Source organism: Nocardia sp. CA-135953, assembly GCF_050955735.1.
Taxonomy (GTDB): domain Bacteria; phylum Actinomycetota; class Actinomycetes; order Mycobacteriales; family Mycobacteriaceae; genus Nocardia.
In genome coordinates this window covers 2,317,031-2,344,015 of record NZ_CP192082.1, presented here as the reverse complement: position 1 = coordinate 2,344,015, position 26,985 = coordinate 2,317,031, and the positions used below count along the sequence as shown (strand labels likewise).

The following is a 26,985-nucleotide window of genomic DNA, read 5'->3' as shown; positions in this document are numbered from 1 at the left end:
TGGGGCGGCTCCTGGTTCAGTTGTCAGACGGCTGATCTTTTCGAGCGACCTGCAAGCAGTAGCTAGCTGGCCCTTTCGAGCGACCTGCAAGCAGTCGCTACGGAAAAATTTCTCTACCGGAGATCTAGCGTAACGCGCCTCGAGAGTGTAATGGACCAGCGGCCTCGAGCAAGTTTCCTGGCCACGCGGTTGCAATGCCGCGCGCCGGGCCTCGCACCGACCGCACGGTCGACGCTCGGTCGGCCGTACCGCGCGAATCTGGCACGATGGTGCCGTGCCAATCCGCCTCCCCGCCCCGCCGCGCGCCGGGTGCATTTCCGGCATCCCCGTCGACCGGCATCAAGCCCAGCACAGCAGCGCCGGTGTCGGGCGCATCGGCATCGTCGACCGCCGCACCGCGTTGCGGCTGGCCGGCGGCACGACCGTGGGCGTGCTAGCCGTCGGCGCGGTGGCCGGATGTGCGGATAAGACGGTGTATCAGCCCGATCCACTTGCCGCACAAGAGAACCTGGCGCGCGCCGACGCAGCGGCCGCGACGGCGGCGATCGCTGCGACGCCGCAGCGGCATGCCGCATTGACCGCGATCGCGGACGAACGCACCGCACACGCGGATGCGCTGCGTGCCGAAATCAACCGTGTGATCGGCGTTTACGGTGACGGCACCACTCCGACGCACCGTACCCGCGAAGTCTCCCCGCCCCCTTCCGGTACTTCCCCCGCGGCATCGGGCGGCGGATCCGGATCACCCACCACACCGCCGAGCATCGACGAGTTGCGCACTCGGCTGGCCAAGTCGCAGCAGTCCGCGGGTGATCTCGCCCGCACCCAATCCGGTTATCGGGCAGGGCTATTGGCCTCGATCAGCGCGTCGTGTGCGGCGCAGGCGGGGGTGTTGCTGGCATGAGTCGTGCCGCCTCGACCTACCTCGCACGCCACGCCATGCGCACCACTCAACTGATCCGGACAGGGATGCGCATATGACCGAAGCCGAACGCCAAGCCCTGCTCGACGCGTTGCGCGCCGAATACGCGGCGGTGTACGCCTACGGCGTGATCGCGGCCTACGCCTCCCCCGAGCGAGTCCGCTTGGTCGCGCAGGACACCGCAGCCCACCGTGCCCGCCGCGACACCACCATCGATGCGTTGAAGGCGGCCGGAGTCGCGGTGCCGCCGCCGGACGCCGCCTACACCACGCCGTTCCCGGTGAACGATCCGATTCCGGCGGCGAATTCGGCCGTCACGGTGGAAACCGATACCGCCGTAGCCTGGCGCGCGGTCGTCGAGAACGGCAGCTCCGAATCCATCCGCCGGACGGGTGTCGACGCCCTCACCGAATGCGCGCTGCGCCTGGCCGCCTGGCAAGCCATCCTCGGCGCCAACCCGCCGACAGTCGCCTTCCCCGGCAAAGCCTGACTGCGCGCTCCGTGCCGAAGTTCTCGAACGCGACACCCACTGCCAGACCTGGACTACGAACAGCTCGGGGCCTGCGGTCCGACGACGGCGACCACCGCCGCGGACCTCGACACCCGCAGCGCGGATTTCGCGTCGCACACGGATTCGTCAGCGAATTCGTGCGCGGCGGGTGCGAGTGACTACGGGTGCATTTCGTAGGTGCCGTCGTAGGCGGCGACTTCGGCCCAGACGCGGTCGAAGCGGGGACGGTCGGTGACCGGCGGGCGCAGGGCGGATGCGGCCCAGGCCTGCTGGTCGGGGGTGGCGGAGGGCTTGCCGTAGAGGGTGGTGGCGTGGCCGTTGAAGTCGCGGATCTGGAAGTCGAAGATCTGCTCGATGATGTCGCGGTCCAAGCCGGTGAGAGCGGCCTGCTCCAGGATCAGCTGGCCGTAGACCACCAGGGAGAACAGGTGGCCGATGGTCAGCATGAAGTCGAGGTCCTTCTGCTGATCGGCATCGGGTGCTGCCGTGGTCAGCAGGGTGCGCAGGGCCTGGGCCTGCTCGTAGAAGCGCGCGACATTCGGCAGATCGGCGTGCTTTTCGTACACCGGGGTCCAGTCGGCGAACTGCACCTTGCCGGCGCCACGAGCCGGGCCCTGCCGGAAGAAGAACTCGTCGTCGGCGGCATCGACACGGGTGCCGATCTCCGGGTAGTCCTTCGGGTTGAACAGGTAGTTCGGCATGAACTTCAGGATCTGGCCGACATTGACGTGCACCGTGCCCTCGAGCCGGGGCAACGTGCCGATATAGCGGGCGACCTGCGCGAAGTAGGTGTTCTTTTCGAACCCCTTGGCGGCGAGCACATCCAGCAGCAGCGTCATGACGGTCTCGCCCTCGGAGGTCACCTTGGACTTGGTCATCGGGTTGAACAACAGGTAGCGGCGGTCCTCCAGGCCGGCGCTGCGGAAATAGTCGACGGCACGGTCGCTGAACAGCTTCATCGCGACGATGCGCACGTACGCATCCACGAAATTCGTTCGCACATGCGGGAATTCGGTGACGGCCCGGCCGTAGAGGATGCGGTTGTTGGAGTGCGTGATGGCCTCGTAGAACGAGTGCTCGACCATGCCGATGCTGCCGTGGCACAGGTTGAACTTGCCGACATTGACGGTGTTGAGCGCGGCCGAGAAGGCCTCGGGACCGGTGGACAGGATGTCGGCGGCGGTCACCGGGTAGTCGTGCAGCGCGAAGGTGCTGACATACAGCTGACCGTGGATGACGTTGTCGATGAGCTCGTAGTTGTCGTGGCGGCTGTCCGCGGCGAACCACACATAGCCGTCCGCGCCCTCGATATCGGCGCGGCGGGAGAACACCGACACCATCGATGCGACATTGCCATTGCCGATGTAGTACTTGACGCCATTGGCGCGGAACAGGATGCCGGCCTCGGCATCGGGACTGCCCGGGTCGGTCGGCGTCAGGATCAGGTCGGTGTTGTAGATGTCGGCACCGTGATCGCGCTCGGACAGACCGAATGCCATCACCTGGCCGTCGGCGAGATCGGCGGCCGCGCGCTTCTTGGCGTCCTCGTTATCGCTCTGCCAGATCGGGCCGAGACCGAGGATGGTGACCTGCTCGGCGTACCAGTACGCGAGACCGTAGAAGCCGAAAATCTCCGACAGCACCGCATTGCGCGCACCGTCCCACCGCCGGTTCGCGTCACCGTCGGCGTAGGCGGCCGGGGTCAGGAAGGTCGCGAACAGGCGCTCCTTCTTGACGAACTCGAGGAAGTCCGACACCCACACCGCGTCCGCGTCATCGGCAAGCAGCTGCCGCTTGCCCCGCGACTCGAACCACTCGATGGTGGCCTCGAGCAGCCGCCGCGTCTCGGCGTCGAACTGCTTCGGGTCATAGCTGGTGGGGTTGAACAACAAGGCATCGATGCTCGTCATCCCGCTAAACTTACCAGCGGGTAACAGCAGTAAGAAGCGGGTCCGGGATTACCGCGCGCCACGAATCGTGCCTACGGAACCGTAGGTGCGGACGAATGCGAGAAGCCCGGTCGACCGAGCTCGGTCGACCGGGCTTCCCTACCGATTGTCGAAGGCAGACCTACCGCTCGCCGCGGACCTGCGCGAGTACCGATTCGACCACCGAATCGGCCGGGACCTCGGTGGATTCGCCGGTGAAGCGGTCGCGGATCTCGACCTTGCCCTCGGCCCAGCCGCGGCCGACGACCACGACCAGCGGAACGCCGATCAGCTCCGAATCCTTGAACTTCACACCGGGCGAGGCCTTGCGGTCGTCCAGGACGACGTCGAGTCCGGCCGTATCCAACAGCGCCGCAACCTGTTCGCCGCCCTCGCGCGAGGAGTCGTCCTTGTTCGCGATCACCACGTGCACGTCGAACGGCGCGACCTCGCGCGGCCAGCGCAGCCCCTTCTCGTCGTGCTGCTGTTCGGCGATCACCGCGACCATGCGGGAGACGCCGACACCGTAGGAGCCCATGGTGAGCCGCACCGGCTTGCCGTTCTCGCCGAGCACATCGACCTCGAACGCGTCGGTGTACTTGTTGCCGAGCTGGAAGATGTGGCCGATCTCGATCCCGCGCGCGGATACCAGGACGCCGCGCCCGTCGGGCGAGGGATCGCCGTCACGCACCTCGGCGGCCTCGATGGTGCCGTCAGGGGTGAAATCGCGGCCCGCGACCAAGCCGACGACGTGCTTGCCCGGCTCGTCGGCGCCGGTGATCCAGCTGGTTCCGGTGCCGATGCGCGGGTCGACGAGGTAGCGAACACCGTTGGCCTGCAATGCCTTCGGGCCGATGTAGCCCTTGACCAGGAACGGGTTGGCGGCGAAATCGGCCTCGGTGAGCAGTTCCACCTCGGCGGGTTCGACCGCGGCGCCGAGGCGCTTGTCGTCGACCTCACGATCGCCCGGAATGCCGATGCCGAGCAGTTCGGTCTTCCCATCCGGATGGCGCAGCTTGACCATGATGTTCTTCAGGGTGTCGGCCGCGGTGACCGGTTGCGCGGAGAAACCCGCACCGTTCGCCCAATCCACCAGCGTAGCGATGGTCGGGGTGTTCGGGGTGTCGTGTACGACGGCCGCGGGCAGGCCCTCGATGGGTTGCGGTTCGGCAGCGGGCGTGACCACCGCTTCCACATTCGCGGCGTAGCCGGACTCGCGGCACACCACGTAGGTGTCCTCGCCGACCGGGCTGTCCGCGAGGAATTCCTCCGACGCGCTGCCGCCCATCGCGCCCGAGGTGGCCGCGACGATGACGTACTTGACCATGAGCCGATTGAAAATGCGCTGGTAGGCCTCCCGATGCGCGTTGTAGCTCGCCTTCAGGCCATCCTCGTCGAGATCGAAGGAATAGGAGTCCTTCATGATGAATTCGCGGCCGCGCAGAATGCCCGCGCGAGGCCGCTCCTCGTCGCGATATTTGGTCTGGATCTGGTAGAGCGTGACCGGCAGATCCTTGTACGAGCTGTATTCACCCTTCACCGTGAGCGCGAACAGCTCCTCGTGCGTAGGCCCCAGCAGATAGTCCGCACCCTTGCGGTCCTGCAGCCGGAACAGTCCGTCGCCGTATTCGGTCCACCGGTTGGTGGTCTCGTACGGTTCGCGCGGCAGCAGCGCGGGCAGCGAGATCTCCTGTGCGCCGATGGCGTTCATCTCCTCCCGCACGACCTGCTCGACCCGCCGCAGCACCCGCAGGCCCAGCGGCAGCCACGAGTACACACCCGGGGCGATGCGCCGCACATATCCGGCGCGGACGAGGAGTTTGTGACTGGGCACCTCGGCGTCGGCGGGATCGTCGCGCAGGGTACGCAGGAACAGGTGGGAGAGGCGGGTGATCACGGAACGACAGGGTAGTCGCTGGCCCGACGATGTCCGCAACGCATCGGCCCATTTCGGCATGAGCGGGGCTCTCCGTGGTTACGCAAGCTACCGCCTCCGAGCCCTGACCGGTCACGCCGGTACCCTATCCGCTCGTGCTGGTGCTGCTGCCCCCTTCCGAAACCAAGTCCGACGGCGGAACCGATGTGCCGCTGGAGCTGGAGTCGCTGGCGATGCCGCAGCTCACGGCGGTGCGCGCCCGGCTCATCGACGAGGTCGTCAAGCTGGCCGCCGACCCGGACGCTTCGCGCGCGGTGCTCGGCCTCGGCAAAGGGGCTGATACCGAGATCGCGCGCAATGCGACGCTTCGTACGTCAGCCACCCGGCCCGCACTGGAGCGCTACACCGGCGTGCTCTACGACGCCCTCGATGCCCGCTCCTTCACCAAGGTTCAACGCGCCAAGGCCTATGCCCGCCTCGGCATCGGCTCCGCCCTGTTCGGCGCCGTCCGCGCCGATGACCTCATCCCCTCCTACCGACTGTCCGGCGGCGCCAAACTTCCCGGCCTCCCGACGCTTTCGGCCATCTGGCGTGATGTCCTGCCCGACGCGCTGGTCGCCGAGGCCGCGGGTGAGCTCGTCATCGACCTGCGCTCGGGCACCTACCAGCAGCTCGGCCGCATCCCAGACGCCATCACCGCCAATGTCCTCACCGAACATCCGGACGGCTCACGAACCGTGGTGAGCCACTTCAACAAACACCACAAGGGCTTACTCGCCCGCGCCCTCGTCCTCACCCGCGCCGACCCCACCGGCGTCCGCGCCGTAGCCCGCATCGCCACCAAATCCGGCCTCCGCGCCGAAATAGCCTCCCCCACCGAACTCCTCATCATCACCAGCTGAGGTACCGCTGCACATGACCAGTGCACCTCTCACAGAGATCGCAACTCGCGTGCGGCGCACACGAGCTCTGTGCGAGCACTTCACTCGCTCACCGGGCGCGCAAGGACGAGGTCCGCTAGCTATGGATCGCGCGCATAGACGCTGCGGCCGCGTCGACGGCATCACCTGCAACCGACGTGCGGCTGCACATGACCGGTGCACGCCGCACAGAAGTCGCAACATATGTGCGACGCACACTAGCTCTGTGCGAGCACTCACTCGCTTACCTACGCCCGCCGGGCGAAGGGTGAGGGTCCGCTAGCTATGGATCGCGCGCGTAGACGCTGCGGCCGCGTCGACGGCATCACCTGCAACCGACGTGCGGCCGCACACGACCAGTGCACACCGCACAGAAGTCGCAACATATGTGCGACGCACACTAGCTCTGTGCGAGCACTCACTCGCTTACCTACGCCCGCCGGGCGAAGGGTGAGGGTCCGCTAGCCATGGATCGCGCATAGACGCTACGGCCGCGTCGACGGCATCACCTGCAACCGACGTGCGGCCGCACACGACCAGTGCACGCCGCACAGAGGTCGCGACATATGTGCGACGCACACTAGCGCTGTGCGAGCACTCACTCGCTTACCTACGCCCGCCGGGCGAAGGGTGAGGGTCCGCTAGCCATGGATCGCGCATAGACGCTACGGCCGCGTCGACGGCATCACCTGCAACCGACGTGCGGCTGCACATGACCGGTGCACGCCGCACAGAAGTCGCAACTGGTGTGCGGCGCGCATTGGCTCTGTGCGAGCACTTCACTCGCTCAGAGGGAGCGCCGGGCGCCCGCATCAAACGGTGCGGCATGGCTCAACGGCATCGCCTACAACGGCTGGCACATGACCAGTGCATGTCGCACAGAGGTCGCGTGACTTGTGCGGCATGCGCTGGCTCTGTGCGAGCAATTCACTTCGGACGCCGGTGAGTTGGGACGGGGCACTCGTGGTCGGCGGGGTGCCAGGTGCCGGATCTAGGAGTGCGGTGGGCGAAGGCGGCGGCTCGGGTCAGGCGGGTCAGCAAATGGTCGGGGGTGTCCAGGTCGGGCCAGGTCCAGCGGACGACGGCCCAGCCGAGGGCACGCAGGGCGTCCTCGCGGAGCTTTTCGGCGATCACGGTGGATTCGGGTGAGCCGTGCCGGAAGTTGCTGCGGTACTTGACCATTCCATCGAATTCGCCGATGACGCCCAGCGTCGGGAACAAGAAGTCGACCCGAGCCACGAATCCGCCGTCGATGTCAAGGACGGTCGGCTGCAGCTCCGGTACGGGCAGTCCGGCGGTGCGCAGAACGACTCGACTGCGCGATTCGCCGGGACTCTCAGCGCGACCGTCGAGGAAGTCGACGACTCGGCGCGCGGCCGGGCAGCCCGGCCAGCCGTTCGCCCGCACCAGTTGTTCTGCCAGTTCGGCACGGCTGGTGCGCCCGAGGCGCAGTGCGGCATCACCCACGACGACAGCTTGTTCGAAAGGCACGGTTCTGGCGAGGTCGACGATCGTGCGCGCCACCGTCGTGACCCGCAGATCGCCGATCTGCACCACCTCGTCCGACTCGATGGACGCGGCGTGCATCATGACCCGCCCACCCGTGCGCGCCCCGGTTCTTCGATTGCGGGTCAAATGAGCCCGCGCCAACGGAATCGACCACACCGGCAGGCCGTGCACGACAGCCGCAGAGACATGACTGACGACGGCAGCTGAGCTGGAGCCGGCGGCGACAGCACCGGTTAGCACCAGATGCCGTTGTGCAGCACTCATTTCGCCGATATCGACCGCGCTCACGTACTGCCCCCGACACACCCGCTGCCAAGGTCGCCTGCTCAGCTCACGTCCGGTGAATCCAGCTTCCAGCGCAGTTCGCCGAGAAATCGTTCGAGGTACGTCCACTCCCCGATGTTCTCGACCAACCCCATCCAGCCGAAAGCCCCAATCCACGGATTGTGGACAACTCGCGCCCTGTGCATAACTCCATGCCACTCAACTCCATGCCACCCAACTCCATGCCACCCAACTCCATGCCACCCAACTCCATGCCACCCAACTCCATGCCACACAGACCATCCGAGCCACCGCTCATGACCGACCGCCGCGCCGATCTACTCGTGCGGCGCCACGAGGCGGCGGTAGAGCTCGTAGGCACGGTCGGCGGCCTGCCGGGCGAGTTCGGGTGCCGATCGATTCGGGAGGGCCGTCGAATTCTCCTGCGTAGAATTCTCCTGGGTAGAATCCTCCTGGGTAGCTACTTGTTCTGCGGGAATCCGAGTTCGAGACCGCCGTGGCTCGGATCGAGCCAACGCGTCGTGACGGCCTTACCGCGGGTGAAGAAATGCACGCCCTCGATGCCGTGTGCATGCGAATCGCCGAACAGCGAATTCTTCCAGCCGCCGAAGCTGTAGTAGGCCATCGGAACCGGGATCGGCACATTGATGCCGACCATGCCGACCTCCACCTCATTGTGGAAGCGCCGGGCCGCACCACCGTCATTTGTGAAGATGGCGGTCCCGTTGCCATAGGGATTGTCGTTGACCAGTGCCAGCGCCTCGTCGTAGCCGTCGACGCGCACGACCGACAGGACCGGGCCGAAGATTTCGTCGGTATAGACGCTCATCTCGGTGCCCACATGATCGAGAATCGTCGGGCCGAGCCAGAATCCATCCGCTTCACCATCGGCTTCGACGCCGCGACCGTCGAGAACGACACTGGCACCGGCGGATTCGCCCGCATCGATATAGGCGGCGACGCGATCGCGATGCTCGCGGGTCACCAGCGGACCCATATCGGTATCGCGGGTGCCGTCACCGGTCTTGATGGTCTTCGCGCGCTCGGCGATCTTGGCGACCAGTTCGTCGCCGACCGCACCGACCGCCAGCACCACACTGATCGCCATGCAGCGCTCTCCGGCGGAACCGAATCCGGCATTCACCGCGGCGTCGGCGGCCAGATCCAGGTCGGCATCTGGCAGCACCACCATGTGGTTCTTCGCACCACCGAGCGCCTGCACGCGCTTACCGGCGGCGGTGCCGTGCTGGTAAACGTACTTCGCGACGGGTGTGGAGCCGACGAACGAGACGGCCTTGATACGCGGGTTGTCGAGCAGTTCGTCGACCGCGACCTTATCGCCCTGCAACACATTGAAAACCCCGGCGGGCAAACCGGCTTCGTGCCACAGCTCGGCCAGCCACAGCGATGATGACGGATCCTTCTCGCTCGGCTTGAGCACCACGGTATTCCCGGCGGCGATCGCGAGCGGGAAGAACCACATCGGCACCATCGCCGGAAAGTTGAACGGTGATATCACCGCGACCGGGCCCAGCGGCTGGCGGATCGAAAAGATGTCCACCTTCGTCGAGGCGTTCTCGGTGAAGCCACCCTTGATCAAATGCGGTACACCACAGGCGAATTCGACCACTTCGAGACCGCGGTTCACTTCGCCGAGCGCATCGGCGTGCACCTTGCCGTGTTCGGCGGTGATCAGCTTGGCGAGTTCTTCCTTACGCTCGTTGAGCAGTTCGCGGAACCGGAACAGGATCTGTGTGCGCCGCGCCAGCGAGGTGTCGCGCCATTCCGGGAACGCCGCCTTCGCCGATGCGATCACCGCCCTGGCATCCTCGACACCGGCCAGCGCTACCTGCCCGGTCACCACCCCGGTCGCCGGATTCGTCACCGGCGCGGTCGCCGAGCTCGTGCCCGCGAAGGGTTTGCCATCGAGCCAGTGCGCGATTGTCTGCATATCTCCTCGATTCGATTCGAGTGCTCTCCGAGGAAGTCACCTTCTCGGTCCTCAGGCCGAGCTTGCAGCTCTCGCCCGCGCCTGGCTGACGTAAACTCGGCCGCGTCGTCGGCAGCGTGACTCACTGCCCAGCCCGGAACAGCGCGTGCGGCGATGTTACGGGCTGCGTTCACATCAGCGTGTTCAGCGAAACCACACGACGTGCATATGAAGGTAGCTTGGTTCAGGCGGTTGCGCTTCGAGATGTGGTCACATCCCGAACACTGTTGTGACGTGTGGCGGGGGTCCACGTGTTCGACGGGGATCCGGCACGCTTGGCCTTGTCGGCGATATACGCGCCGCGCTGCATGAAACTCCAGAAGTGCAGCGTGACCCGCTGGGGCTCACGTAGCCGTACTCGCTTGCCGATGATGCCAGCATCGAACACAACACGGGAAACCTGGTGGCGACCCGGTTGCACAGCTTCAACGTCTACCGCAGCGCGGACGCGGTCGCCGCATCTGGGAGCAGCTCGACCTGCACAACAAGCTCACCACAGCACACTAACTTGACGATCTTCAAGATCGGCAGATGGCACTGAAGCAGCTCGCAGCTGGAACCGCTGCGCCACACAATATGCCCACAGCATCAATTCCTGTCCGGCCGTTGGATCCACCGCGAATCGATAAGCCTGAATCACCGCCCGATTGGTCACCACGCGATCGTCGCATCAGCCACCGACAGTCATGCTCTGCTGATTCGCAAGGAAACCTGGGACAGGCTACGCCCTCGGGCTCCTTTGCGGCGGAACGAATAGTCACGCTCATTCGTAAGCTGACCGCTCGCTCGAAGTCCTGGACCGACAAGCGATTTCGATCGGATCGGGAATGTTCTCGAGCAGACGGATGTTTTATCCGCGCATGACCAGTACAGCCGCGCTCTCCGAAGAGTTGAAGAAGTACCTGGACGAGTCGAAGGTCTTCGCTACCGCAGCGACGATCGGACCGAACGGACAACCTCATTTGACCGTTATCTGGCTCGAGCGTGATGGCGACGATCTGCTGTTCTCCACGACGGTGGATCGGCAGCAGGGCAAGAATCTCGCCCGTGATCCGCGGATCACGGTGATGATCAATCCGCCGGATAATCCGTACGCGTACGCGGAGATTCGCGGCACCGCCACGATCACCCCAGATCCCGACAAGACGCTGCCGGACAAGCTGTCGCACCACTACACCGGGCTGCCGTACGTCGAATTCAACCCCGCCTCCGTCAATGACGGACCCCGCGTAATCGTGCGGGTGACCCCGCACAAGGTCGCCGGTCGCCTGTGAGTTCGCGGCCGGGCGGCTCAGCTCTGCCCGGCCTCCTCCCTTGCGTGCTGCGCCTGGCCGACCTCGGCCGCCGTGTAGCGCAATGTCAGTGCCACCAGCCCCACCAGCAGTGCGCCGAACGCGGTGACGAAAAGCACTAGCGTGTAACCACTTCCGAGCGCATCCAGCTCCGCGGGCGTCATGCCGGCGGGCTTACCGGTTCGCCCGCCCAGCGCCACCGTGCGGGATGCGGCGACCGGCGCGAGCAGGCCGATCGCGACCGGTGTGCCGAGGTTCATGAACATCTGGCCGACCGCGGTAAGCGGGCCGATATTCTTCGGCGCGACACCGACCAACACGCACAGCGGGACGATCACCACGGACATACCGATGCCGAATCCGATCATGATGAACAGTCCCACCAGGGTCGGCCAGTACCGCACGCTTCGTTCGAGCGTCGAGCCGAACAGCAGTCCGACAACGAGAATCGCCGCGGCACCGCTCAACAGCCAGCGCGGCGCGACCGTCATCGCCAGTTGCGAAGCCGTGGCGGTACCCATACCAGCGCCGATGGTGAACGGGATGAACGCGACCCCGGCGACCAGCGGGCTGTAGCCGACGACATTCTGCACGAACAATCCCGCGAAATAGGTTGTCGCGGCCAGCACTCCGCTGGCCAGGAAGATGGCGCCGAAGGTGGCGACCCGATCGCGTTTGTCGAACAGCGACCAGGGCAGCAGCGGGTTGTCCACCCACCGTTCGGCGAGCACGAAGACGACCAACAACACCAGACCGGCGACAATCGAACCGATGATGACCGGACTGTCCCAGCCGAATGCGGGCGCTTCGGTCGCGCCGAATACCAGGGACGCGCAGGCGAGGGTGCCGAGTACGGCCCCGCGCACGTCCAGGGGTAGTCGGTGGTGGGTGGTGTCACGCAGCCGCAGCACCGCGCCCGTGAGGATCAACGCACCGATCGGTACATTGATCAGGAAGATCCAGCGCCAGCTCACCTCCGTGAGCGCGCCGCCGATCACCAGTCCGCCGACCGAGCCGACGGCCATCATGGAACCGAATATCGCGATCGCTTGATTGCGCACCCGGCCGGGCGCGAAAGTGGTCGCGACCAGGGCGAGTGCGGTCGGCGCCGCGAGCGCGGCGCCGGTGCCCTGGATCGCGCGAGCCGCGATCAGCATGCCCTCGTTCTGCGCGAGTCCGCACAGCAGCGAGGCCAGCGTGAACAGTGCGACGCCGACGATGAACATGCGTTTGCGGCCGAAGGAGTCGCCGATCCGGCCGCCGAGCAACATCAGACCCGCGAACGGCAGACCGTAGGCGGTGACCATCCAGGCGCTACCGGAGCTCGATAGACCCAGTTCGTCCTGTAGTCGGGGCAGGGCGAGAATCACCACTGTGCCGTCGAGGACGACCATCAATTGCAGCCCGCTCAGCACCAGGATCGCCAGGCCCAAGGCCCGCTGCGTCACCGGATACGGGGTCGTGGCGGGATTGTCTGGCACAGTCAGCCACTGTAGTCAGAGCGACGGATGATGGGCAGTGGTCCCGTCCGTGGTATCACGGGCATGGAGCCGGTTCGCTGCGATTCCTCTTGGGCGTGCTGTGCCTCGGCCAGTTGTCTGGGCGTATAGCGCAATGTCAGCGCGATGAAGCCGGCCAGCACCGCGACCAGCGAGCAGACCGCGAGCACCAGCGTGTATCCGCTGCCGAGCGCGAAGATCTCGGCCTCGTTCATATCGGCGGCCTTACCGGTGCGCCCGCCCATCGACATGGTGCGCGATGCCGCGATGGGAGTGAGCAGACCGATGAACACCGGCGTCGCCAGGTTCATGAACATCTGCCCCACCGCGGCCAGCGGACCGATATCGGACGCAGGCACTCCGACGAGGACGCACAGCGGCGCGAGCACCATTGCCACGCCGACACCGAAGCCGATCACTATCAACAGCGGCAGCAGGGTGGTCAGGTAATTCACGCCGCCGTCGAGCTGCGAGCCGACCAGCAGTCCGGCGGCCAGGACGAATGCCGCGCCGCACACCAACCAGCGCGGTGCGACGAACAGCGCCGCCTTGGAGGCTACCGCGCCGCCGATGCCGATGCCGATCGTGAACGGGATCGAAGCGATACCCGCGACCAGCGGTTCGTAGCCGAGCACATTCTGCAGGAATTGCGCCACGAAGAAGGTCATCGCACCGAGTACGCCGCCGGCCAGGAAGATCAGCATGAAGGTGGTGATCCGATCGCGGCTGTCGAACAGCGACCACGGCAGCAGCGGACCATCGACGGTGCGCTCGACGAACACGAAGACGATAAGGAGCACCGCACCCGCCACCAGCGCGCCGATAACGGCCGGACTCCCCCAACCCAACTCGGGCCCCTCGGTCGCACCGAACACGATCGACGCGCAGGCCACGGTGCCGAGCACCGCGCCACGCATATCCAGTGGCGATCGGTGGTGTTCGGTATCCGCGAGCTGGGACAGCGCACCGAGAATGATCAATACACCGATGGGCACATTGATCAGGAAGATCCACCGCCAGGACAGCTGGGTCAGCGCACCACCGACCACCAGACCGCCGACCGAGCCGATACCGACCATCGATCCGACGATCGCAATGGCCTGGTTACGCGCCTTTCCCGGCGCGAAAGTGGTTGCCACCAGAGCGAATGCCGTCGGCGCCGCAATCGCCGCGCCCGCGCCCTGCACAGCTCGGGCCGCGATCAACATGGCCTGGCCCTGCGCCAGCCCGCACAGCAGCGAGGCGATGGTGAACATCCCGACGCCCAGGATCAGCATGCGTTTGCGACCGAACGCGTCCCCGAGTCGCCCGCCGAGCAGCATCAGCCCCGCGAAGGTCAGACCGTAGGAGGTCACCGTCCACGCGCCGCCCGCGCTGGACATGCCCATCTCCTCCTGCAGTCGGGGCAGCGCGAAGATGACCACGGTGCCGTCGAGCACAACCATCAGCTGCAGCCCGCTCAGCACGAGAATGGCGAGCCCGAAGGCCCGCTGCGTCACCGGGTACTGCGTCTTCGCAGGGGGGTTATCGAGCACGGTGAGCCACTGTAATTGATCCGGAACCCGGGTCTCCGCTCCCGCGGGTGCGATTCATCCAGTCATAGCGAAAGTCACTGGGCGGTTGTGAGACCTTCCAGTTGCGGGAGTCCAGCGGTTGTGCGGCATCACCCGGCGGAGGACTCGGCTCGCGGTGCGGCGGATTCGGTGGAGAAGCCCGCTGTGGGGCCGATCACAACGATCGCGGGCGGTCGGATGGCTTCTTCACGAACGCGAGCGGCGACAGTGCCGAGGTCCGCGCGCAGCACGCGCTGGGTGCGCAGGGTGCCCTCCTGGATGACCGTGGCCGGGGTGTCAGCCGGTCGGCCGCCCTCGATGAGAGCGGTGGCGAATTGTTCGATGCGCTCGACCGCCATCATGAGCACGATGGTGCCGCGCAGGCGGGCCAGCGCGGGCCAGTCGACGAGGGAATCCGGATGGTCGGGTGCGACGTGGCCGCTGACCACCACGAATTCATGGGTGACGCCGCGATGGGTCACCGGAATGCCCGCGGCGGCGGGGACGGAGATGGGACTGGTGATGCCGGGGACCACGGTCACCGGAATGCCTTCCTCGACGCAGGCCTCGAGTTCCTCGTACCCGCGCCCGAACACATACGGGTCGCCGCCCTTGAGCCGCACCACGAACTTGCCCGCCTTGGCGCCTTCGATCAGCGCGGAATTGATCGCCTCCTGCGCCATCGCCCGCCCGTATGGAATCTTGGCCGCGTCGATCACCTCGACGTCCGGGCCGAGTTCGGCGAGCAGCTCCGGCGGTGCGAGCCGGTCGGCGACAACGAGATTCGCGCGGGCCAGCAGGCGGCGGCCGCGCACCGTGATCAGATCCGGATCGCCGGGACCGCCGCCGACCAGCGCGACACCCGGGGTGATCGGCGTCGAATCATCGGTCACCACACCCGATTGCAGCGCCTCGAGCAGCGCATTGCGCACCGCGGCGGACCGCCGGTGCTGCCCACCGGCGAGCACGCCGAGGGTGAGACCGTCGTGCCGAGCCGTCGCCGGAGTTACCGCGGTGCCCAGCCGCGCGACGTCGGCGCGCACACAGAAGATCCGTCTCCGCGTGGCCTCCTCGACGACCGCCGCATTGGTCTCGGGTTCGTCGGTGCATGCGATCGCATACCAGGCACCGTCCAGATCGCCCTCGGCGTAGGCGCGCAATGTCAGCGTGAGTTGCCCCGACGTAGCCATCCCCTCCACAGCCGGGGTGGCTTCGCGACTGATGACGTGCACGTCCGCCCCGGAAGCGATCAATAGGCCGAGCCTGCGCTGCGCCACCGTCCCGCCGCCGACTACGACGACGCGCCGCCCATCGAGATCGAGCCCGACCAGGTAGTTCGGATCACTCGCGGGACGGTCGGCCGGGTTGATTTCCGGCTGGTCATCGGTAGGTACTGACGTGTTCGGCACAATGTTCGAGACTACGTCCTGCGTGCGCGTACCCGGCAATCACCCACCGCGGCTGCCTCCCTATACTTCTGCGCATGAATCGCTGGGGTCGGGCGGCGGTATCGGCAGCGCTGATCGGGTGGCTCGCGACGGGCGGTGTCGCACAGGAGGATCCCGGGTGCGGGTTGGAGCTATGACACAGGCACAGCAACTGCTCGAGGTCGCATACCAGGAGGCACTGCGCGGCCGGGCCGAAGGCGGGATTCCGATCGGCGCGGCCCTGTTCGCCGCCGACGGCACCCTGCTCGGACGCGGGCACAACCGGCGGGTACAGTCCGGCGATCCCAGCATGCATGCCGAAACCGACGCCTTCCGCAATGCCGGTCGCCGCCGCGACTACGGCTCGACCATCATGGTGACCACCCTGTCACCGTGCTGGTACTGCAGCGGGTTGGTGCGCCAGTTCGGAATCGGTGCGGTGATCATCGGGGAAGCACAGACCTTCTACGGCGGGCATGACTGGCTGGCCGAGCACGGCGTCGCGGTGACCGTGCTCGAGGATCAGCGCTGCATCGACCTGATGACCGAATTCATCGTCGACCAACCGCTGCTCTGGCACGAAGACATCGGGGTAGCTGAGGATTGATGTCGGACAACGATTTCAGCGGAAGTACGGATAGTCCTGCACCCAGTTGAACCCACGGCCGCGCAGCGGGAAGCTGTTCAGATCGACCTGCTGCAAGATGATGGTCACCGACCGACCGTTCAGCTGCCCGTCGAGCTTCAGACGATCGGGCGCGGGCTGTTCGAAGGTGAAGTCGGCGATCTGGGCGGGTTGCGCGTCCGGCTGCTCCGGCGGGGCGGTCACCGAGATCGTGTGGGCGGCGGTATCGACGGAGGGGACGGCGGGCACCAGGGTGCCGTCCATCTTCTGGTAGGTCATACCGGCTACGTCGAAAACGACTCGCTGCCAACGTGTCTCGCCGGTGGTCAGCGGCGGGACCGGCACACCGTCCTCGGTGAATTCCGATACCGCCCAGATCCCGTACAGCGGCGGCTTCGGGCTGCCACCGCCGCTTTCGTTCCATAACTTCAGGCTGGTGTGCACGAAACCCGCCGCCATCCACAGGCCAAGGGCGACTTGCAGCGCTATCGCGATCCGGCGAGTTCGGTTGCCGCGGAACGGATCCGGCTGGGTGGCGGGTTCGGCCGATCGGTTCAGCACCAGTACATTCGCCAACCGCCGCGCCTGCGGTGCGAGCAGCACCATGCTCAGCAGCATGAGGTGGAAGGCCAGGATCTTGACCGGGACGTCGAAGGTCATATTGAGCACGAACACCTGCGCCAAGCTCACCAGGCTCAGCATTGCGCCCAGCGTCGCGGTCCTCGGCAGGAAGAGCAGCAGTCCGCCCAGCACTTCGGCACAGCCGAGCAGGATCTCGTAGGTGGGTGAACTCCCGACCTGGTTCCACAACACCGAGGCGGGGCTGAACTCACCGTAGGGTTGCAGCAGTTTCGCCAGCGTCGGCTCCGGCATCTGCGTCGGAATCGCCTTGGCGAACCCGTAGAGCAGCATCTGACCGCCGAGGCACATCCGGATGAAGAGCAGGAACCAGGCCTGTAGCTGCCGATAGTTCGGCCTGCGCCGGTCCAGCGCGGTCCAGACGATGGTCGCCACCGCGGCGGCGATCAGCACACAGCAGACGAATGTCCAGATGAAGTATTGGTCGCCGCTGCCCGAATCCTCCCGCAGCACGACATCGGTATCGAAGAACAGCCGTCCGGCCGGCTCGACGATCGGGCGCAAGGCGCGAAATTCCCAGAGCACCGCATCCTCGGACAGCGATCCGGCGAGCAGCCCGGCGAAGGCGAACGGAATCTGGGTGAACAGCAGGCAGAACAGCCCGAGATAGCTGAAGGAGAACCGGAAAGCGATCCTGGCCAACGGATTCCACCGCACGGGCGGCTCGGGCGGTATGACGCCTTCTTCCCGATCGAGAACCTCTGTACCGACCGCGCTCACACCGAACCCTCCCTCTCGCGACTCCACGTCAGCCGACGGTATCGGCGACGAAGCCCCCGCCGCTTCCAGGAAAACCCCGATTCGAACCCCCATACATCGGCGTACGCGACCCCGCCGGAAGTATGACGCCCACCTGGTGCAGTGGATTGTCGATACCGAATATCACCCAGTGAGGTCGCTCGATTTCTTCGAATTTCTGCGGCGAGCACCGACTAGAACGCGTTACAGTTCCCGCAGGCGCATGCGTCAGGAGGACAAGAATGGCCGACGATCCCGATCCCACCGTGCGAAGGCAGTTGACCGTCAGCGCGCGGGACCTCGACACCCTCGCCGAGGACCTGTCCCGGTGGCTGGACGGCAAGGTCCACGCGGATCACCCGCCCAAGATTTCGGCGCTGTCGCGGCCGCAAGGTGCGGGGATGTCGAGTCCGACGGTGCTGTTCGATGCCGAATGGAGTGTGGACGGGCGCGCGGACGGTGGTTCGTTCGTGGCCAGGATGACACCGGAGGCCGACTCGTTCCCGGTCTTCGAGAACTACGACCTGGAGCTGCAATATCAGATCATGGCCGGGGTCGCGGCCGCCTCGGCCGTGCCGGTCCCCGAGCTGTGCTGGCTGGAGACCGACGAGAAGCCGCTCGGCACAAAGTTTTTCGTGATGCGGCGCGTCGATGGGCGGGTGCCGTCGGACAATCCGCCCTATGTGTTCATCGGCTGGCTCTTCGACGCCAGTCCCGAGGAGCGGGCGGAATTGACCGCCAAGACCGTCGAGGTCATTGCGAAGGTGCACGAAATCCCCGATCCGGCAACGCGATTCCCGATGCTGGACGGTCCTGGCCAGGCGCTGCGCCGACATGTCGAATGGCACCGCAACTGGTACCGCTGGGCATTGGCCGACGACGGCTACCCGATTCCCCTGATCGAGCGAACCTTCGACTGGCTCGACGCGCACTGGCCCGCCGATCCAGGTCCGGACGTGCTGAGTTGGGGCGATTCGCGACCGGGCAACATTCTGTACGACGGCTTCTCCCCGGTCGGTGTACTCGATTGGGAGATGGCCGGACTCGGCCCGCGCGAACTGGATATCGCGTGGGTCATCTTCATTCACCGCTTCTTCCAGGACCTTGCCACCCGCTTCGATCAGCCCGGACTGCCGGACTTCCTGCGGCGCGCCGATGTCGTCGCGAAATACGAGGAGACCACCGGATATACGGTTCGGGATCTCGACTTCTACATCGTGTACGCCGCGCTGCGGCACGCGATCGTGATGGCCAGGGTCAAGCGCCGGATGATCCACTTCGGCGAGGACACCGACACCCCTGATCGCGACGACTACGTGATGCACCGAGCAAGCCTGGAGGCGCTGCTCGACGGAACCTACGAATGGGATTAGAGGAAATCATGGCTGTATCCGATGGTCGCTCCGCGGGCTCCGCTCCCTCGCCCCTCGACGAATACCCCATCCACCAGACCCACCTGTCCATGTCCCGAGTCGCGAGCAGCGACCGGAACTTCTACGACAGAAGCTATTTCAACGGTCACGACCGCGACGGCGGCACCTTCTTCGTCACCGGCGGCGGGGTGTATCCGAACCTCGGGGTGATCGATGCGTACGCGTGCGTCCGACGTGGCGACGTCCAGCGCACGGTCCGTTTCTCCGACGCGCTCGGCGATCGCGGCGTCGACCTGCGCGTCGGCGGCTACCGCATCGAGGTGCGGGAACCGCTGCAGCGGATCCGGGTGAGCTGCGAACACGATGACCTCGGCTTCGACCTCACCTGGCACGGATCCTTCCCGACCGTCGAGGAACAACCGCATCTGATCCTCAACGGCAACCGCCCGATCATCCAGGCCACCCGGTTCGCACAGGTCGGCTCGTGGGAGGGAACGCTGCATGTCGACGGCACCGATCTCACCGTCGACCCGGCCGTCTGGATGGGCACCAGGGACCGCTCCTGGGGCATTCGCCCGGTCGGCGAACCCGAGCCGCCGGGCCGGGCCGCCACCGAACCGTCCGCCGGATTCTGGTGGATGTACGTGCCGCTGCGCTTCGACGATTTCGCCATCGTGCTGATCCTGCAGGAGGAACCGGATGGCAAGCGCACCCTCAACGACGCCGTCCGCATCTTCCCGGACGGTCGCACCGAGCAGCTGGGATGGCCGCGCTACCGCATCGAATACCGTTCCGGTACCAGGCATCCCATCGGCGCACGGATAGAGATGACCACCCCCGACGGTAAGCCGCTCGAGGTCGAAGTCCGGACCGTCACCAATATCCCCCTGCACATCGGCTGCGGATACGGTGGAGATCCGGACTGGTTGCACGGTCGATGGATGGGTCGCGACTGGTCCTCGAGCAGCAGTTACGACCTCACTGATCCGGCCATCGCGGGGCGCATCCCGTTCGGGGTCATTGATCATGTTGCGCACGCGCGCTGCGGGGATTCCGAGGGGTGGGGCCTGTTCGAACACGGAAGTCTCGGGCGGCACGATCCGACCGGGTTCGCCGACTGGGTTTCGGTCGCGCCGTAGGGTTTTCGGTGGGCACGTGCTCGTGCGTGCCCACCGGATTCAGCTCGTCGGCCGTGCCAACTCGGGACGTTTGCGGTAGTCGGTCAACCCGATCACATTTCCCCACGGATCGGAAACCTCTACGCTCCAGCCGGTCCCGACCTCGAACGGCGCACTGACCACCGGTACGCCGAACCCTCCGAGTTCGGCCGCTGCCGCCAACACGTCCGGCACCTCCAGCCACAGCCGCATTCCGGACAATCCGGCCGCACCCGCCCGAGGATCCACCCGAGCCATCACCCCGGCCACCTCACCGCCGATGTCGAATACCGCAATCCCCTGCTCCGGCAGCGTGAACTTCACCGCCAAACCCAGTACGCCACCGTAGAACGACACCGCGGCATCCAGGTCACCGACCGGAACAAGCACATTGTCGATGCCTCGGATATCCATCACCCCACTAAACCACGTTGGTCCAAGGGATCGATGCCGAATCGATGGGCTTCCCGCGACTGACCGGAGGTGGCATTCGCGACCACAGTTCGATCTCACCCGCGAACAGACCGGACATCTCGGCTTCGGACACGGACCGTGCTACGGCATCGGCGCACCGCTCGCCCGATCGGAGAGCCGACTCGCCTCGCCTCGCTCTACCGGCGGCTGCCGGATCTGCGGCTCACCATCGATCCGGACGACATTCCCTATTCGCCGTCGTTCTTCACCGTCGGCCCGTCGTCCCTGCCGATCGAATTGGGAAAGGTGTCCTGACACTCGTTATGTCAGTGGCGATTTCGGGGTGAGCGCGGCCGCGATCACTATTCCGTCGACGGTCCGCTTGGGAATGACGAGCGGACCGTCGGCGGCCAGTAGCGCGGCCGCCTCGGCGACGCTGGCGGTGCCGAGTGCGTCATCGGTGCGTGCCGAGGGATTCGGTACGTCGACCTCGGCGAGCTCGGCCGCGGTGAAGGTGCGGACCGAGACGCCCAAGCAGTCGGCGGCAGCACGTAATTCCTCGGCGCGTCGATCGATCGTCGCGAGACAGGCAATAAGCTTGTCGCCCAGCACTTCTCGCAGCGCATTGAGAATCCGTCCGGTCGATGTGCCCGACCGGAACCCGAGACCAACAACCAGTTCAGGCGCTCCTGCCGGCGCTGCCGTCGCATCGCACAGCGCTGCCACCGGATCGTGTGGATCCAGGGCCGGATCAAGCTGTGCCGCAAACGAGTTAGGCCGAATCATCGGCGCGGCGGTGCGCAACTCGGGCGTGTCAGACGGCGGCACGGGTGCGGGCGTAGTCGGCGGCTGCCGCGACGAAACGGCTTGTGGCTCCAGGGTTTCCGGCGGGATGGGTGTGCAGGTAGGAGGCGTGGAGACGGTGGATGAGAGCGCCCTCGCGGATCCGGTCGCCTGCGGTGTGCCAGCCCCAGGCGGGAGTATCGGCGCCGGTGCTGACCAGACGGGTGCGGTGGAATTCGTGGCCGCGCACCCGTTCTCCCGCGCGCCATAGGGCGGAATCGGCCAGTGCCACGGCATCTCGATAGCCGAGGGTCAGGCGGGGGCCGAATTCGGCTGTCGCATCGACCACACCTGCCATCGGGTGCCCATCCAGCGAGCGGCACAGATACAGGAGTCCGGCACATTCGGCGTGCACCGGAAGGCCTGCCCTGGCCTGCTCGGCGACCTGTGTCAACAGCCGATCATTGGCTGCCAATTCTGCCGCGTGCTCCTCGGGAAACCCACCGGGTAACACCAAACCTGCTGTCCCCGTGGGAAGTACATCCCGCATCGGGTCGAAGACCACAACCCGTGCCCCTGCGGCCTCCAACAACTCCCGGTGCTCCGCATACCCGAACGTGAAGGCAGGTCCGCCAGCCATCGCGATCACGGGATCGAGCCCGGCCCCGGTGAACGTCGGCGTCGCACGATTCGCGCATTCCGCGGCTGCACGCGCCTTCTCGGCGACCCCCGCAGGAGCTGCGATGGCAGTGTTGTTGCCACCCGCGGTGATCGAGTCTTCGGATTCGCGAATCGCGGTTACCGGATCCCAGGCGGGGGCGGTGACGGTCGAGCGGGCGAGGCGGGCGATGGTGGGGAGGTCGATGTGGGCGGCAACCAGGTCGGTCATTGCTTCGACGGCGGCGGTGGCGGCTCGGCCGTGTTCGACAGCGGGGATAAGGCCGAGGTGGCGGGAGGGGACCTCGAGTTCGGCCATGCGCGGTAGTGATCCGAGGACCGGGAGGCCGACTCGGTCACAGGCGGCGCGCAGTACCTGGTCGTGACGCTCGCTGCCGACGCGGTTCAGGATGACGCCGCCCAAGCTGATGGCGGAGTCGAAGGTGGCGAAGCCGTGCAGGAGGGCGGCGAGACTCTGACTGTGGCCGCGGGCATCGACGACCAAAATCACTGGGGCGCCTAGTAATCCGGCGACCTGTGCGGTGGACCCCTCGGCGATCGGTGCGGCGTGGTTCTCGTCGATGCGGCCGTCGAACAGGCCCATTACGCCCTCGACCACCGCCAGATCGCACCCGTGCGCACCGTGCCGGTACAGCGGAACCACACGTTCGGTGCCCACCAGCACCGGATCGAGATTGCGACCGGGCCGCCCAGCCGCCAAGCCGTGATACCCCGGATCGATATAGTCCGGCCCCACCTTGAACGGTGCCACCCGATGCCCGGCCCGCCGCAGTGCGCCGATCAAACCGGTCGCCAACGTCGTCTTCCCGCTGCCCGAAGCGGGCGCGGCGATCACCACCGCCGGAACCTGCCCCGCGCTCACGGCCGCCGCACACTTTCTCGGACCCCCTTGTGCGCGCCCACACCCGGCACAGGGTGCCAATTATGCGATGCCCGGTACCAGCCCGCACGCCAACAAATCGAGTGATCACATAGCACTCCCGCACACGAATCCGGCGTACCGCCCCGCGCGAAGGTCGAGTGATCACTATGCACTGGTGCAGGCAAACGTCGAGTGCCGCCCGCCACCAATGCATTCTCGAGCGGCGTCACCATTCGAGGCCGCGCTGGCCTTTGCGGCCTACGTCCATGGGGTGTTTGAGTTTGGTCATTTCGGTTACGAGGTCGGCGGCAGTCACGAGGGGTTCGGGGGCATCTCGGCCGGTGATGACTACATGTTGGTTACCTGGGCGGTTGCGGAGGGTTTCGATGACCTCGTCGATATCGACCCATCCCCATTTGAGGGGGTAGGTGAATTCGTCGAGGACGTAGAAGCGGTGCTGCTCGGCCTGCAGCCTGCGCGCGATCTCGCGCCACCCGGCCAGTGCGGCGGCGGCATGGTCCTCATCGGTGCCCTGCTTGCGGGTCCACGACCACCCCTCGCCCATCTTGTGCCATTCGACCGGCCCACCGACACCGGTCTCCTCGTGCAGGCGGCCGAGGGTGCGAAATGCCGCCTCCTCCCCCACCTTCCACTTGGCACTCTTGACGAACTGGAATACCGCGATATCGAATCCCTGATTCCACGCCCGCAACGCCATCCCGAACGCGGCCGTCGACTTCCCCTTCCCCGACCCCGTATGCACCGCGAGCACCGGCAGATTCCGCCGCTGCCGCGTCGTCAGCCCGTCATCCGGAACCGTCTCCGGCACACCCTTAGGCATCGAAACTCCTTGATAGCCCATCGATCAGGACTTCCCTCCGACCGCACGGCGGCCGAACTCGCGAAAAGTAATGGCCCCCGAGGCGCTCGCGCGCGAGCATCCCGACCGGCGGTGATTCCGAGCCGATCGACGACTGACGGCGTGGAGAGTCCCCCGCACAGGTTCGCCGGCCAGTCTTCTCCGCGCCGTGATGACGCAAGACGGATCGAGATGGCGATGCCGATACCGATGCCGATGCCGATGCCGATGCCGATGCCGATGCGATCATGCGCCGAAAGGCCGAATGCCGGGCTACGAGTTCGGTAGGTAGATCCGCCACGATCAGGCGGCTCGTGTCACGCCGGGGCGACCGGAGCCGGCGCGGACGACGTCGGCGACCGAGTCGCCGGTCAGTTCGGCGAGTTGGAGGTAGCCTGCGCGGAGGGTGCGGGCCAGGTCGGCGGGGAGGCCGAGGCGGACCATGCCGCGTTCGCAATCCACGACGATCGAGGTGATCGCCTCGGCGGCAAGCAGATTCGCGGCGGCGCGGGCGCGGGGGACCGGATCGACGCCGCCGGTGGCACGGCCGTCGGTGAGCAGGACCAGCATCGGGCGGCGGCGCGGATCGCGGACGCGTTCGCGGTGCACGACGTCGCGGGCCTTCAAAAGCCCTGCGGCGAGTGGGGTTTTGCCGCCCGTGCGAATACCGGACAGGCGTCGCACCGCGATATCCACCGAGGAGGTCGGCGGCAGGACGAGTTCGGCTTCCAGGCCCCGCAGCGTGATCACGGCGACCTTGTCCCGACGCTGGTAGGCGTCGCGCAGCAGAGCGACGACCGCGCCGGTAACCGCCGACAGACGGTCGCGCGCCGCCATGGATCCGGAGGCATCGACCACGAATACCACCAGATTGCCTTCGCGCCCTTCGCGATACGCACCGCGCAGATCCTCGGCGGCCAGTTTCAACGGGCCGTCGGCTCGGCCGCGGGAGTGCTGGTGCGGTGCGGCGGCGAATACGGTGCCGAGTAGGTGCAGACCGCCGGAGATATCGGTACTGGACCGCACCGTGCGGCCCTGCCTGGTCTGTGCGCGCGAACGGCGGCCCACCGCACCCTCGCCGATGCCGGGCACCTCCCAACGCGGCGGTGTCACAATGGATGTCGCGGGAGCGCCGATACGACCCTCGCGCGCGGACGGCGACTGCCCGCCGCCCGGCGAATCCGATCCATCGCCGTCGGGGGCTGGTGCACCTGGACCTCCAGGGCCTGGACCGCCATCCGGATCGTCGTCCGGGCCTCGATCATCCGAGCCACCGTTAGCGGGACCACCATCCCGATCGTTCGCATTGTTCAACGCACTGTCGACATCGCTGGGGCCGTCCGGACCACCACGCGAACCCCCACCGTTCGACCGGCCGTCGAGATCATCTCCTGCAAGATCCTCCGCACCGTGCTCCAATTCCGCACGCTCGCTGGACTTTTCCGCCTCTTCCCCCGCCGCACGCATCGCCTCGTCGAGCTGCTCTTCGCTGATCCCGGGCTCATCGAACGGATCCCGCCGCCGCCGATGCGGCAATGCCAACTCGGCCGCAACCCGCACATCCGCCTCGGCCACCGCGTCCGCCCCGCGCCAGGCCGCATGCGCGGTAGCGGTCCTGGCGACCACGAGGTCTGCCCGCATCCCGTCCACATCGAATGACGCACACAGCGCGGCGATCCGCCGCAACTCCACATCATCGAGCGCGACGGACGCGACCCGCTCGCGGGCGGTGAGAATCCGCTCGGCCACCTCTCGATCGGCCGCGGCATAGCGTGCGGCGAATCCGGCCGGATCCGCCTCGTAGTCCAGCCGACGCCGCACCACCGACATCCGCATGTCCACGTTCCGCGATGCCGTGACATCGACGGTGAGCCCGAATCGGTCCAATAGCTGCGGCCGCAGTTCACCTTCCTCCGGATTCATGGTGCCGACAAGCACGAACCGTGCCGGATGCGAATGCGAGACCCCATCGCGCTCGATATGCACCCGCCCCATCGCGGCGGCATCGAGCAGCACGTCCACCAGGTGGTCGTGCAGCAGATTCACCTCGTCGACGTAGAGCACGCCGTGATGCGCGGCCGCCAACAGCCCGGGCCGGAACGCCTGCTCGCCGTCGCGCAGCACCCGCTCCAGATCCATGGAACCGACCACTCGGTCTTCTGTGGCCCCCACCGGCAACTCGACCAGCCGAGCGGGCCGCGCCCCCGTCTCATCGACGATGGGCGGCAGCAATTGCGCAAGCGCCCGCACTACAGTCGATTTCGCGGTTCCCTTCTCCCCGCGCACCAAGACGCCGCCGATCCCGGGATGCACCGCACACAGGATCAACGCCAGCTGCAACCGCTCCTGCCCCACCACCGCCGAGAACGGAAAGCCCGCATCACCATCAGCACCGGGACGCGCCCCGGTCAGCGAAGAGGCGTGCGGCGCGGTTTCGGTACGGGACATCGACACGCCCCCGACTCTATTAGCGCCACCACACCCACCCTCCAGCACCCTCCACTGCGGGACACCTCCACAGTCGCATCAGGGGAAAGAGCGAGCCTTCCACTCGATCAACCACCTCGGAGCTGTCTTACGAGCGACCGTTCACGGACGCGAGACACCAGGGGCCCGCGAACACGCCGCGCCGCGCGGCCGACAACGCAGCTCAGCCCTTGCGCATGGGCAGATGCATGATGCCGTCTTCTTCGAACTCGTCGCCGTCCGGTTTGAAGCCGAACTTGGCGTACAAGTCGACCAGGTAGGTCTGGGCACTCAGGCGCACGGTCGCCGAACCCGCCTCGGCGAGCGCGGCCTGCACCAGCCGGGTGGTGTACCCGTGTCCGCGCGCCGGAACCGACGTGCACACCCGGCCGATTCGGAACGATTTCACACCGTTCTCGTGCTCCTCGGTCAACCGCAGCGTCGAGATGATCTCGCCCTCGTCATCGAGCCAGAAATGGCGTGTCTCCGGCAGCAGGTCGAAACCGTCCAGCTCCGGGTACGCGCATTTCTGCTCGACGACAAATACTTCGACGCGAAGCTTCAACAGCTGATACAGGGTGGCGGTGTCGAGATCGAGCGCCCAGGACCGTTTGAGTGCAACCGTTGACATCATCGCGTCTTGCTATCACAACTACGCGATCGGCGCGACCGCTGTATC

The 26,985-nt window shown here is 66.3% G+C and carries 23 protein-coding genes; 8 read left to right on the top strand and 15 right to left on the bottom strand.

Annotated features, from left to right (window positions below; translation table 11 throughout):
- Window positions 1-274: 274 nt before the first annotated feature.
- Window positions 275-904 (top strand): hypothetical protein, encoded by a 630-nt coding sequence (locus ACQPXH_RS10800; RefSeq protein WP_433602163.1) that lies wholly within the window; start codon window positions 275-277, stop codon window positions 902-904.
- Between the two features lie 73 nt (window positions 905-977).
- The gene (locus ACQPXH_RS10795) at window positions 978-1,412 is read left to right on the top strand and encodes a ferritin-like domain-containing protein (RefSeq protein ID WP_433602162.1); all 435 of its coding nucleotides are present in this window, start codon (window positions 978-980) and stop codon (window positions 1,410-1,412) included.
- A gap of 179 nt (window positions 1,413-1,591) precedes the next feature.
- Here ACQPXH_RS10795 and ACQPXH_RS10790 read toward each other — a convergent pair whose 3' ends face one another.
- Together ACQPXH_RS10790 and ACQPXH_RS10785 are read right to left on the bottom strand one after the other, a co-directional pair.
- Entirely contained in the window at window positions 1,592-3,343 is a 1,752-nt protein-coding gene (locus tag ACQPXH_RS10790) for an acyl-CoA dehydrogenase family protein (RefSeq protein WP_433602161.1), read from the bottom strand.
- Between the two features lie 160 nt (window positions 3,344-3,503).
- Window positions 3,504-5,258: a proline--tRNA ligase gene (locus tag ACQPXH_RS10785; protein ID WP_433602160.1), complete on the bottom strand. Its 1,755-nt coding sequence runs from the start codon at window positions 5,256-5,258 to the stop codon at window positions 3,504-3,506.
- Window positions 5,259-5,392: 134 nt separating this feature from the next.
- Here ACQPXH_RS10785 and yaaA point away from each other — a divergent pair, with 134 nt between their 5' ends.
- Complete coding sequence (yaaA, locus tag ACQPXH_RS10780) at window positions 5,393-6,139, top strand: peroxide stress protein YaaA (protein ID WP_433602159.1); 747 nt, start codon at window positions 5,393-5,395, stop codon at window positions 6,137-6,139.
- A gap of 945 nt (window positions 6,140-7,084) precedes the next feature.
- Here the strand turns inward: yaaA and ACQPXH_RS10775 are convergent.
- From ACQPXH_RS10775 to ACQPXH_RS10765, 3 genes are all read right to left on the bottom strand, one after another.
- A complete protein-coding gene (locus ACQPXH_RS10775; protein WP_433602158.1) occupies window positions 7,085-7,954 on the bottom strand; it encodes a hypothetical protein in 870 nt (289 codons plus the stop codon).
- A gap of 457 nt (window positions 7,955-8,411) precedes the next feature.
- The gene (locus ACQPXH_RS10770; protein ID WP_433602157.1) at window positions 8,412-9,902 is read right to left on the bottom strand and encodes a CoA-acylating methylmalonate-semialdehyde dehydrogenase; all 1,491 of its coding nucleotides are present in this window, start codon (window positions 9,900-9,902) and stop codon (window positions 8,412-8,414) included.
- Complete coding sequence (locus ACQPXH_RS10765; RefSeq protein ID WP_433602156.1) at window positions 9,833-10,192, bottom strand: zinc ribbon domain-containing protein; 360 nt, start codon at window positions 10,190-10,192, stop codon at window positions 9,833-9,835. The genes ACQPXH_RS10770 and ACQPXH_RS10765 overlap by 70 nt, the downstream gene beginning before the upstream one ends.
- Before the next feature lie 609 nt (window positions 10,193-10,801).
- Here ACQPXH_RS10765 and ACQPXH_RS10760 point away from each other — a divergent pair.
- The gene (locus ACQPXH_RS10760) at window positions 10,802-11,215 is read left to right on the top strand and encodes a PPOX class F420-dependent oxidoreductase (protein ID WP_433602155.1); all 414 of its coding nucleotides are present in this window, start codon (window positions 10,802-10,804) and stop codon (window positions 11,213-11,215) included.
- Between the two features lie 17 nt (window positions 11,216-11,232).
- Here ACQPXH_RS10760 and ACQPXH_RS10755 read toward each other — a convergent pair whose 3' ends face one another.
- The 3 genes from ACQPXH_RS10755 to cobA form a co-directional block, all read right to left on the bottom strand.
- Complete coding sequence (locus ACQPXH_RS10755) at window positions 11,233-12,714, bottom strand: MFS transporter (RefSeq protein WP_433602154.1); 1,482 nt, start codon at window positions 12,712-12,714, stop codon at window positions 11,233-11,235.
- Between the two features lie 2 nt (window positions 12,715-12,716).
- Window positions 12,717-14,267 carry an MFS transporter gene (locus ACQPXH_RS10750; RefSeq protein ID WP_433602153.1) on the bottom strand — a complete coding sequence of 517 codons (1,551 nt, stop codon included), beginning with the start codon at window positions 14,265-14,267 and terminating at the stop codon, window positions 12,717-12,719.
- Window positions 14,268-14,395: 128 nt separating this feature from the next.
- Window positions 14,396-15,655, bottom strand: coding sequence for a uroporphyrinogen-III C-methyltransferase (gene cobA, locus ACQPXH_RS10745; RefSeq protein ID WP_433603412.1), 1,260 nt, complete (start codon window positions 15,653-15,655; stop codon window positions 14,396-14,398).
- A 211-nt stretch (window positions 15,656-15,866) separates the two neighbouring features.
- Here cobA and ACQPXH_RS10740 point away from each other — a divergent pair, with 211 nt between their 5' ends.
- Window positions 15,867-16,319: a nucleoside deaminase gene (locus ACQPXH_RS10740; protein ID WP_433602152.1), complete on the top strand. Its 453-nt coding sequence runs from the start codon at window positions 15,867-15,869 to the stop codon at window positions 16,317-16,319.
- A gap of 15 nt (window positions 16,320-16,334) precedes the next feature.
- Here the strand turns inward: ACQPXH_RS10740 and ACQPXH_RS10735 are convergent, their stop codons facing one another.
- On the bottom strand, window positions 16,335-17,696 hold the full coding sequence (locus tag ACQPXH_RS10735) for a DoxX family protein (RefSeq protein ID WP_433602151.1): 1,362 nt from the start codon (window positions 17,694-17,696) through the stop codon (window positions 16,335-16,337).
- 260 nt (window positions 17,697-17,956) lie between these two features.
- Here ACQPXH_RS10735 and ACQPXH_RS10730 point away from each other — a divergent pair, with 260 nt between their 5' ends.
- Together ACQPXH_RS10730 and ACQPXH_RS10725 are read left to right on the top strand one after the other, a co-directional pair.
- Window positions 17,957-19,087 carry a phosphotransferase family protein gene (locus ACQPXH_RS10730; protein ID WP_433602150.1) on the top strand — a complete coding sequence of 377 codons (1,131 nt, stop codon included), beginning with the start codon at window positions 17,957-17,959 and terminating at the stop codon, window positions 19,085-19,087.
- Between the two features lie 8 nt (window positions 19,088-19,095).
- The gene (locus ACQPXH_RS10725) at window positions 19,096-20,226 is read left to right on the top strand and encodes a hypothetical protein (RefSeq protein WP_433602149.1); all 1,131 of its coding nucleotides are present in this window, start codon (window positions 19,096-19,098) and stop codon (window positions 20,224-20,226) included.
- A gap of 39 nt (window positions 20,227-20,265) precedes the next feature.
- Here the strand turns inward: ACQPXH_RS10725 and ACQPXH_RS10720 are convergent, their stop codons facing one another.
- Entirely contained in the window at window positions 20,266-20,658 is a 393-nt protein-coding gene (locus tag ACQPXH_RS10720; RefSeq protein ID WP_433603411.1) for a VOC family protein, read from the bottom strand.
- 138 nt (window positions 20,659-20,796) lie between these two features.
- Between ACQPXH_RS10720 and ACQPXH_RS10715 the strand changes: the two genes are divergently transcribed.
- Window positions 20,797-20,973 carry a hypothetical protein gene (locus ACQPXH_RS10715; protein WP_433602148.1) on the top strand — a complete coding sequence of 59 codons (177 nt, stop codon included), beginning with the start codon at window positions 20,797-20,799 and terminating at the stop codon, window positions 20,971-20,973.
- Window positions 20,974-20,979: 6 nt separating this feature from the next.
- Here the strand turns inward: ACQPXH_RS10715 and ACQPXH_RS10710 are convergent, their stop codons facing one another.
- From ACQPXH_RS10710 to ACQPXH_RS10690, 5 genes are all read right to left on the bottom strand, one after another.
- Entirely contained in the window at window positions 20,980-21,444 is a 465-nt protein-coding gene (locus ACQPXH_RS10710) for a cobalamin biosynthesis protein (RefSeq protein WP_433603410.1), read from the bottom strand.
- 28 nt (window positions 21,445-21,472) lie between these two features.
- Window positions 21,473-22,981 carry a cobyrinate a,c-diamide synthase gene (locus tag ACQPXH_RS10705; RefSeq protein WP_433602147.1) on the bottom strand — a complete coding sequence of 503 codons (1,509 nt, stop codon included), beginning with the start codon at window positions 22,979-22,981 and terminating at the stop codon, window positions 21,473-21,475.
- Between the two features lie 226 nt (window positions 22,982-23,207).
- The gene (gene cobO / locus ACQPXH_RS10700; RefSeq protein WP_433602146.1) at window positions 23,208-23,822 is read right to left on the bottom strand and encodes a cob(I)yrinic acid a,c-diamide adenosyltransferase; all 615 of its coding nucleotides are present in this window, start codon (window positions 23,820-23,822) and stop codon (window positions 23,208-23,210) included.
- Window positions 23,823-24,143: 321 nt separating this feature from the next.
- Window positions 24,144-26,288, bottom strand: coding sequence for a VWA domain-containing protein (locus tag ACQPXH_RS10695; protein WP_433603409.1), 2,145 nt, complete (start codon window positions 26,286-26,288; stop codon window positions 24,144-24,146).
- Window positions 26,289-26,490: 202 nt separating this feature from the next.
- Entirely contained in the window at window positions 26,491-26,940 is a 450-nt protein-coding gene (locus tag ACQPXH_RS10690) for a GNAT family N-acetyltransferase (RefSeq protein WP_063045533.1), read from the bottom strand.
- Window positions 26,941-26,985: the final 45 nt, after the last annotated feature.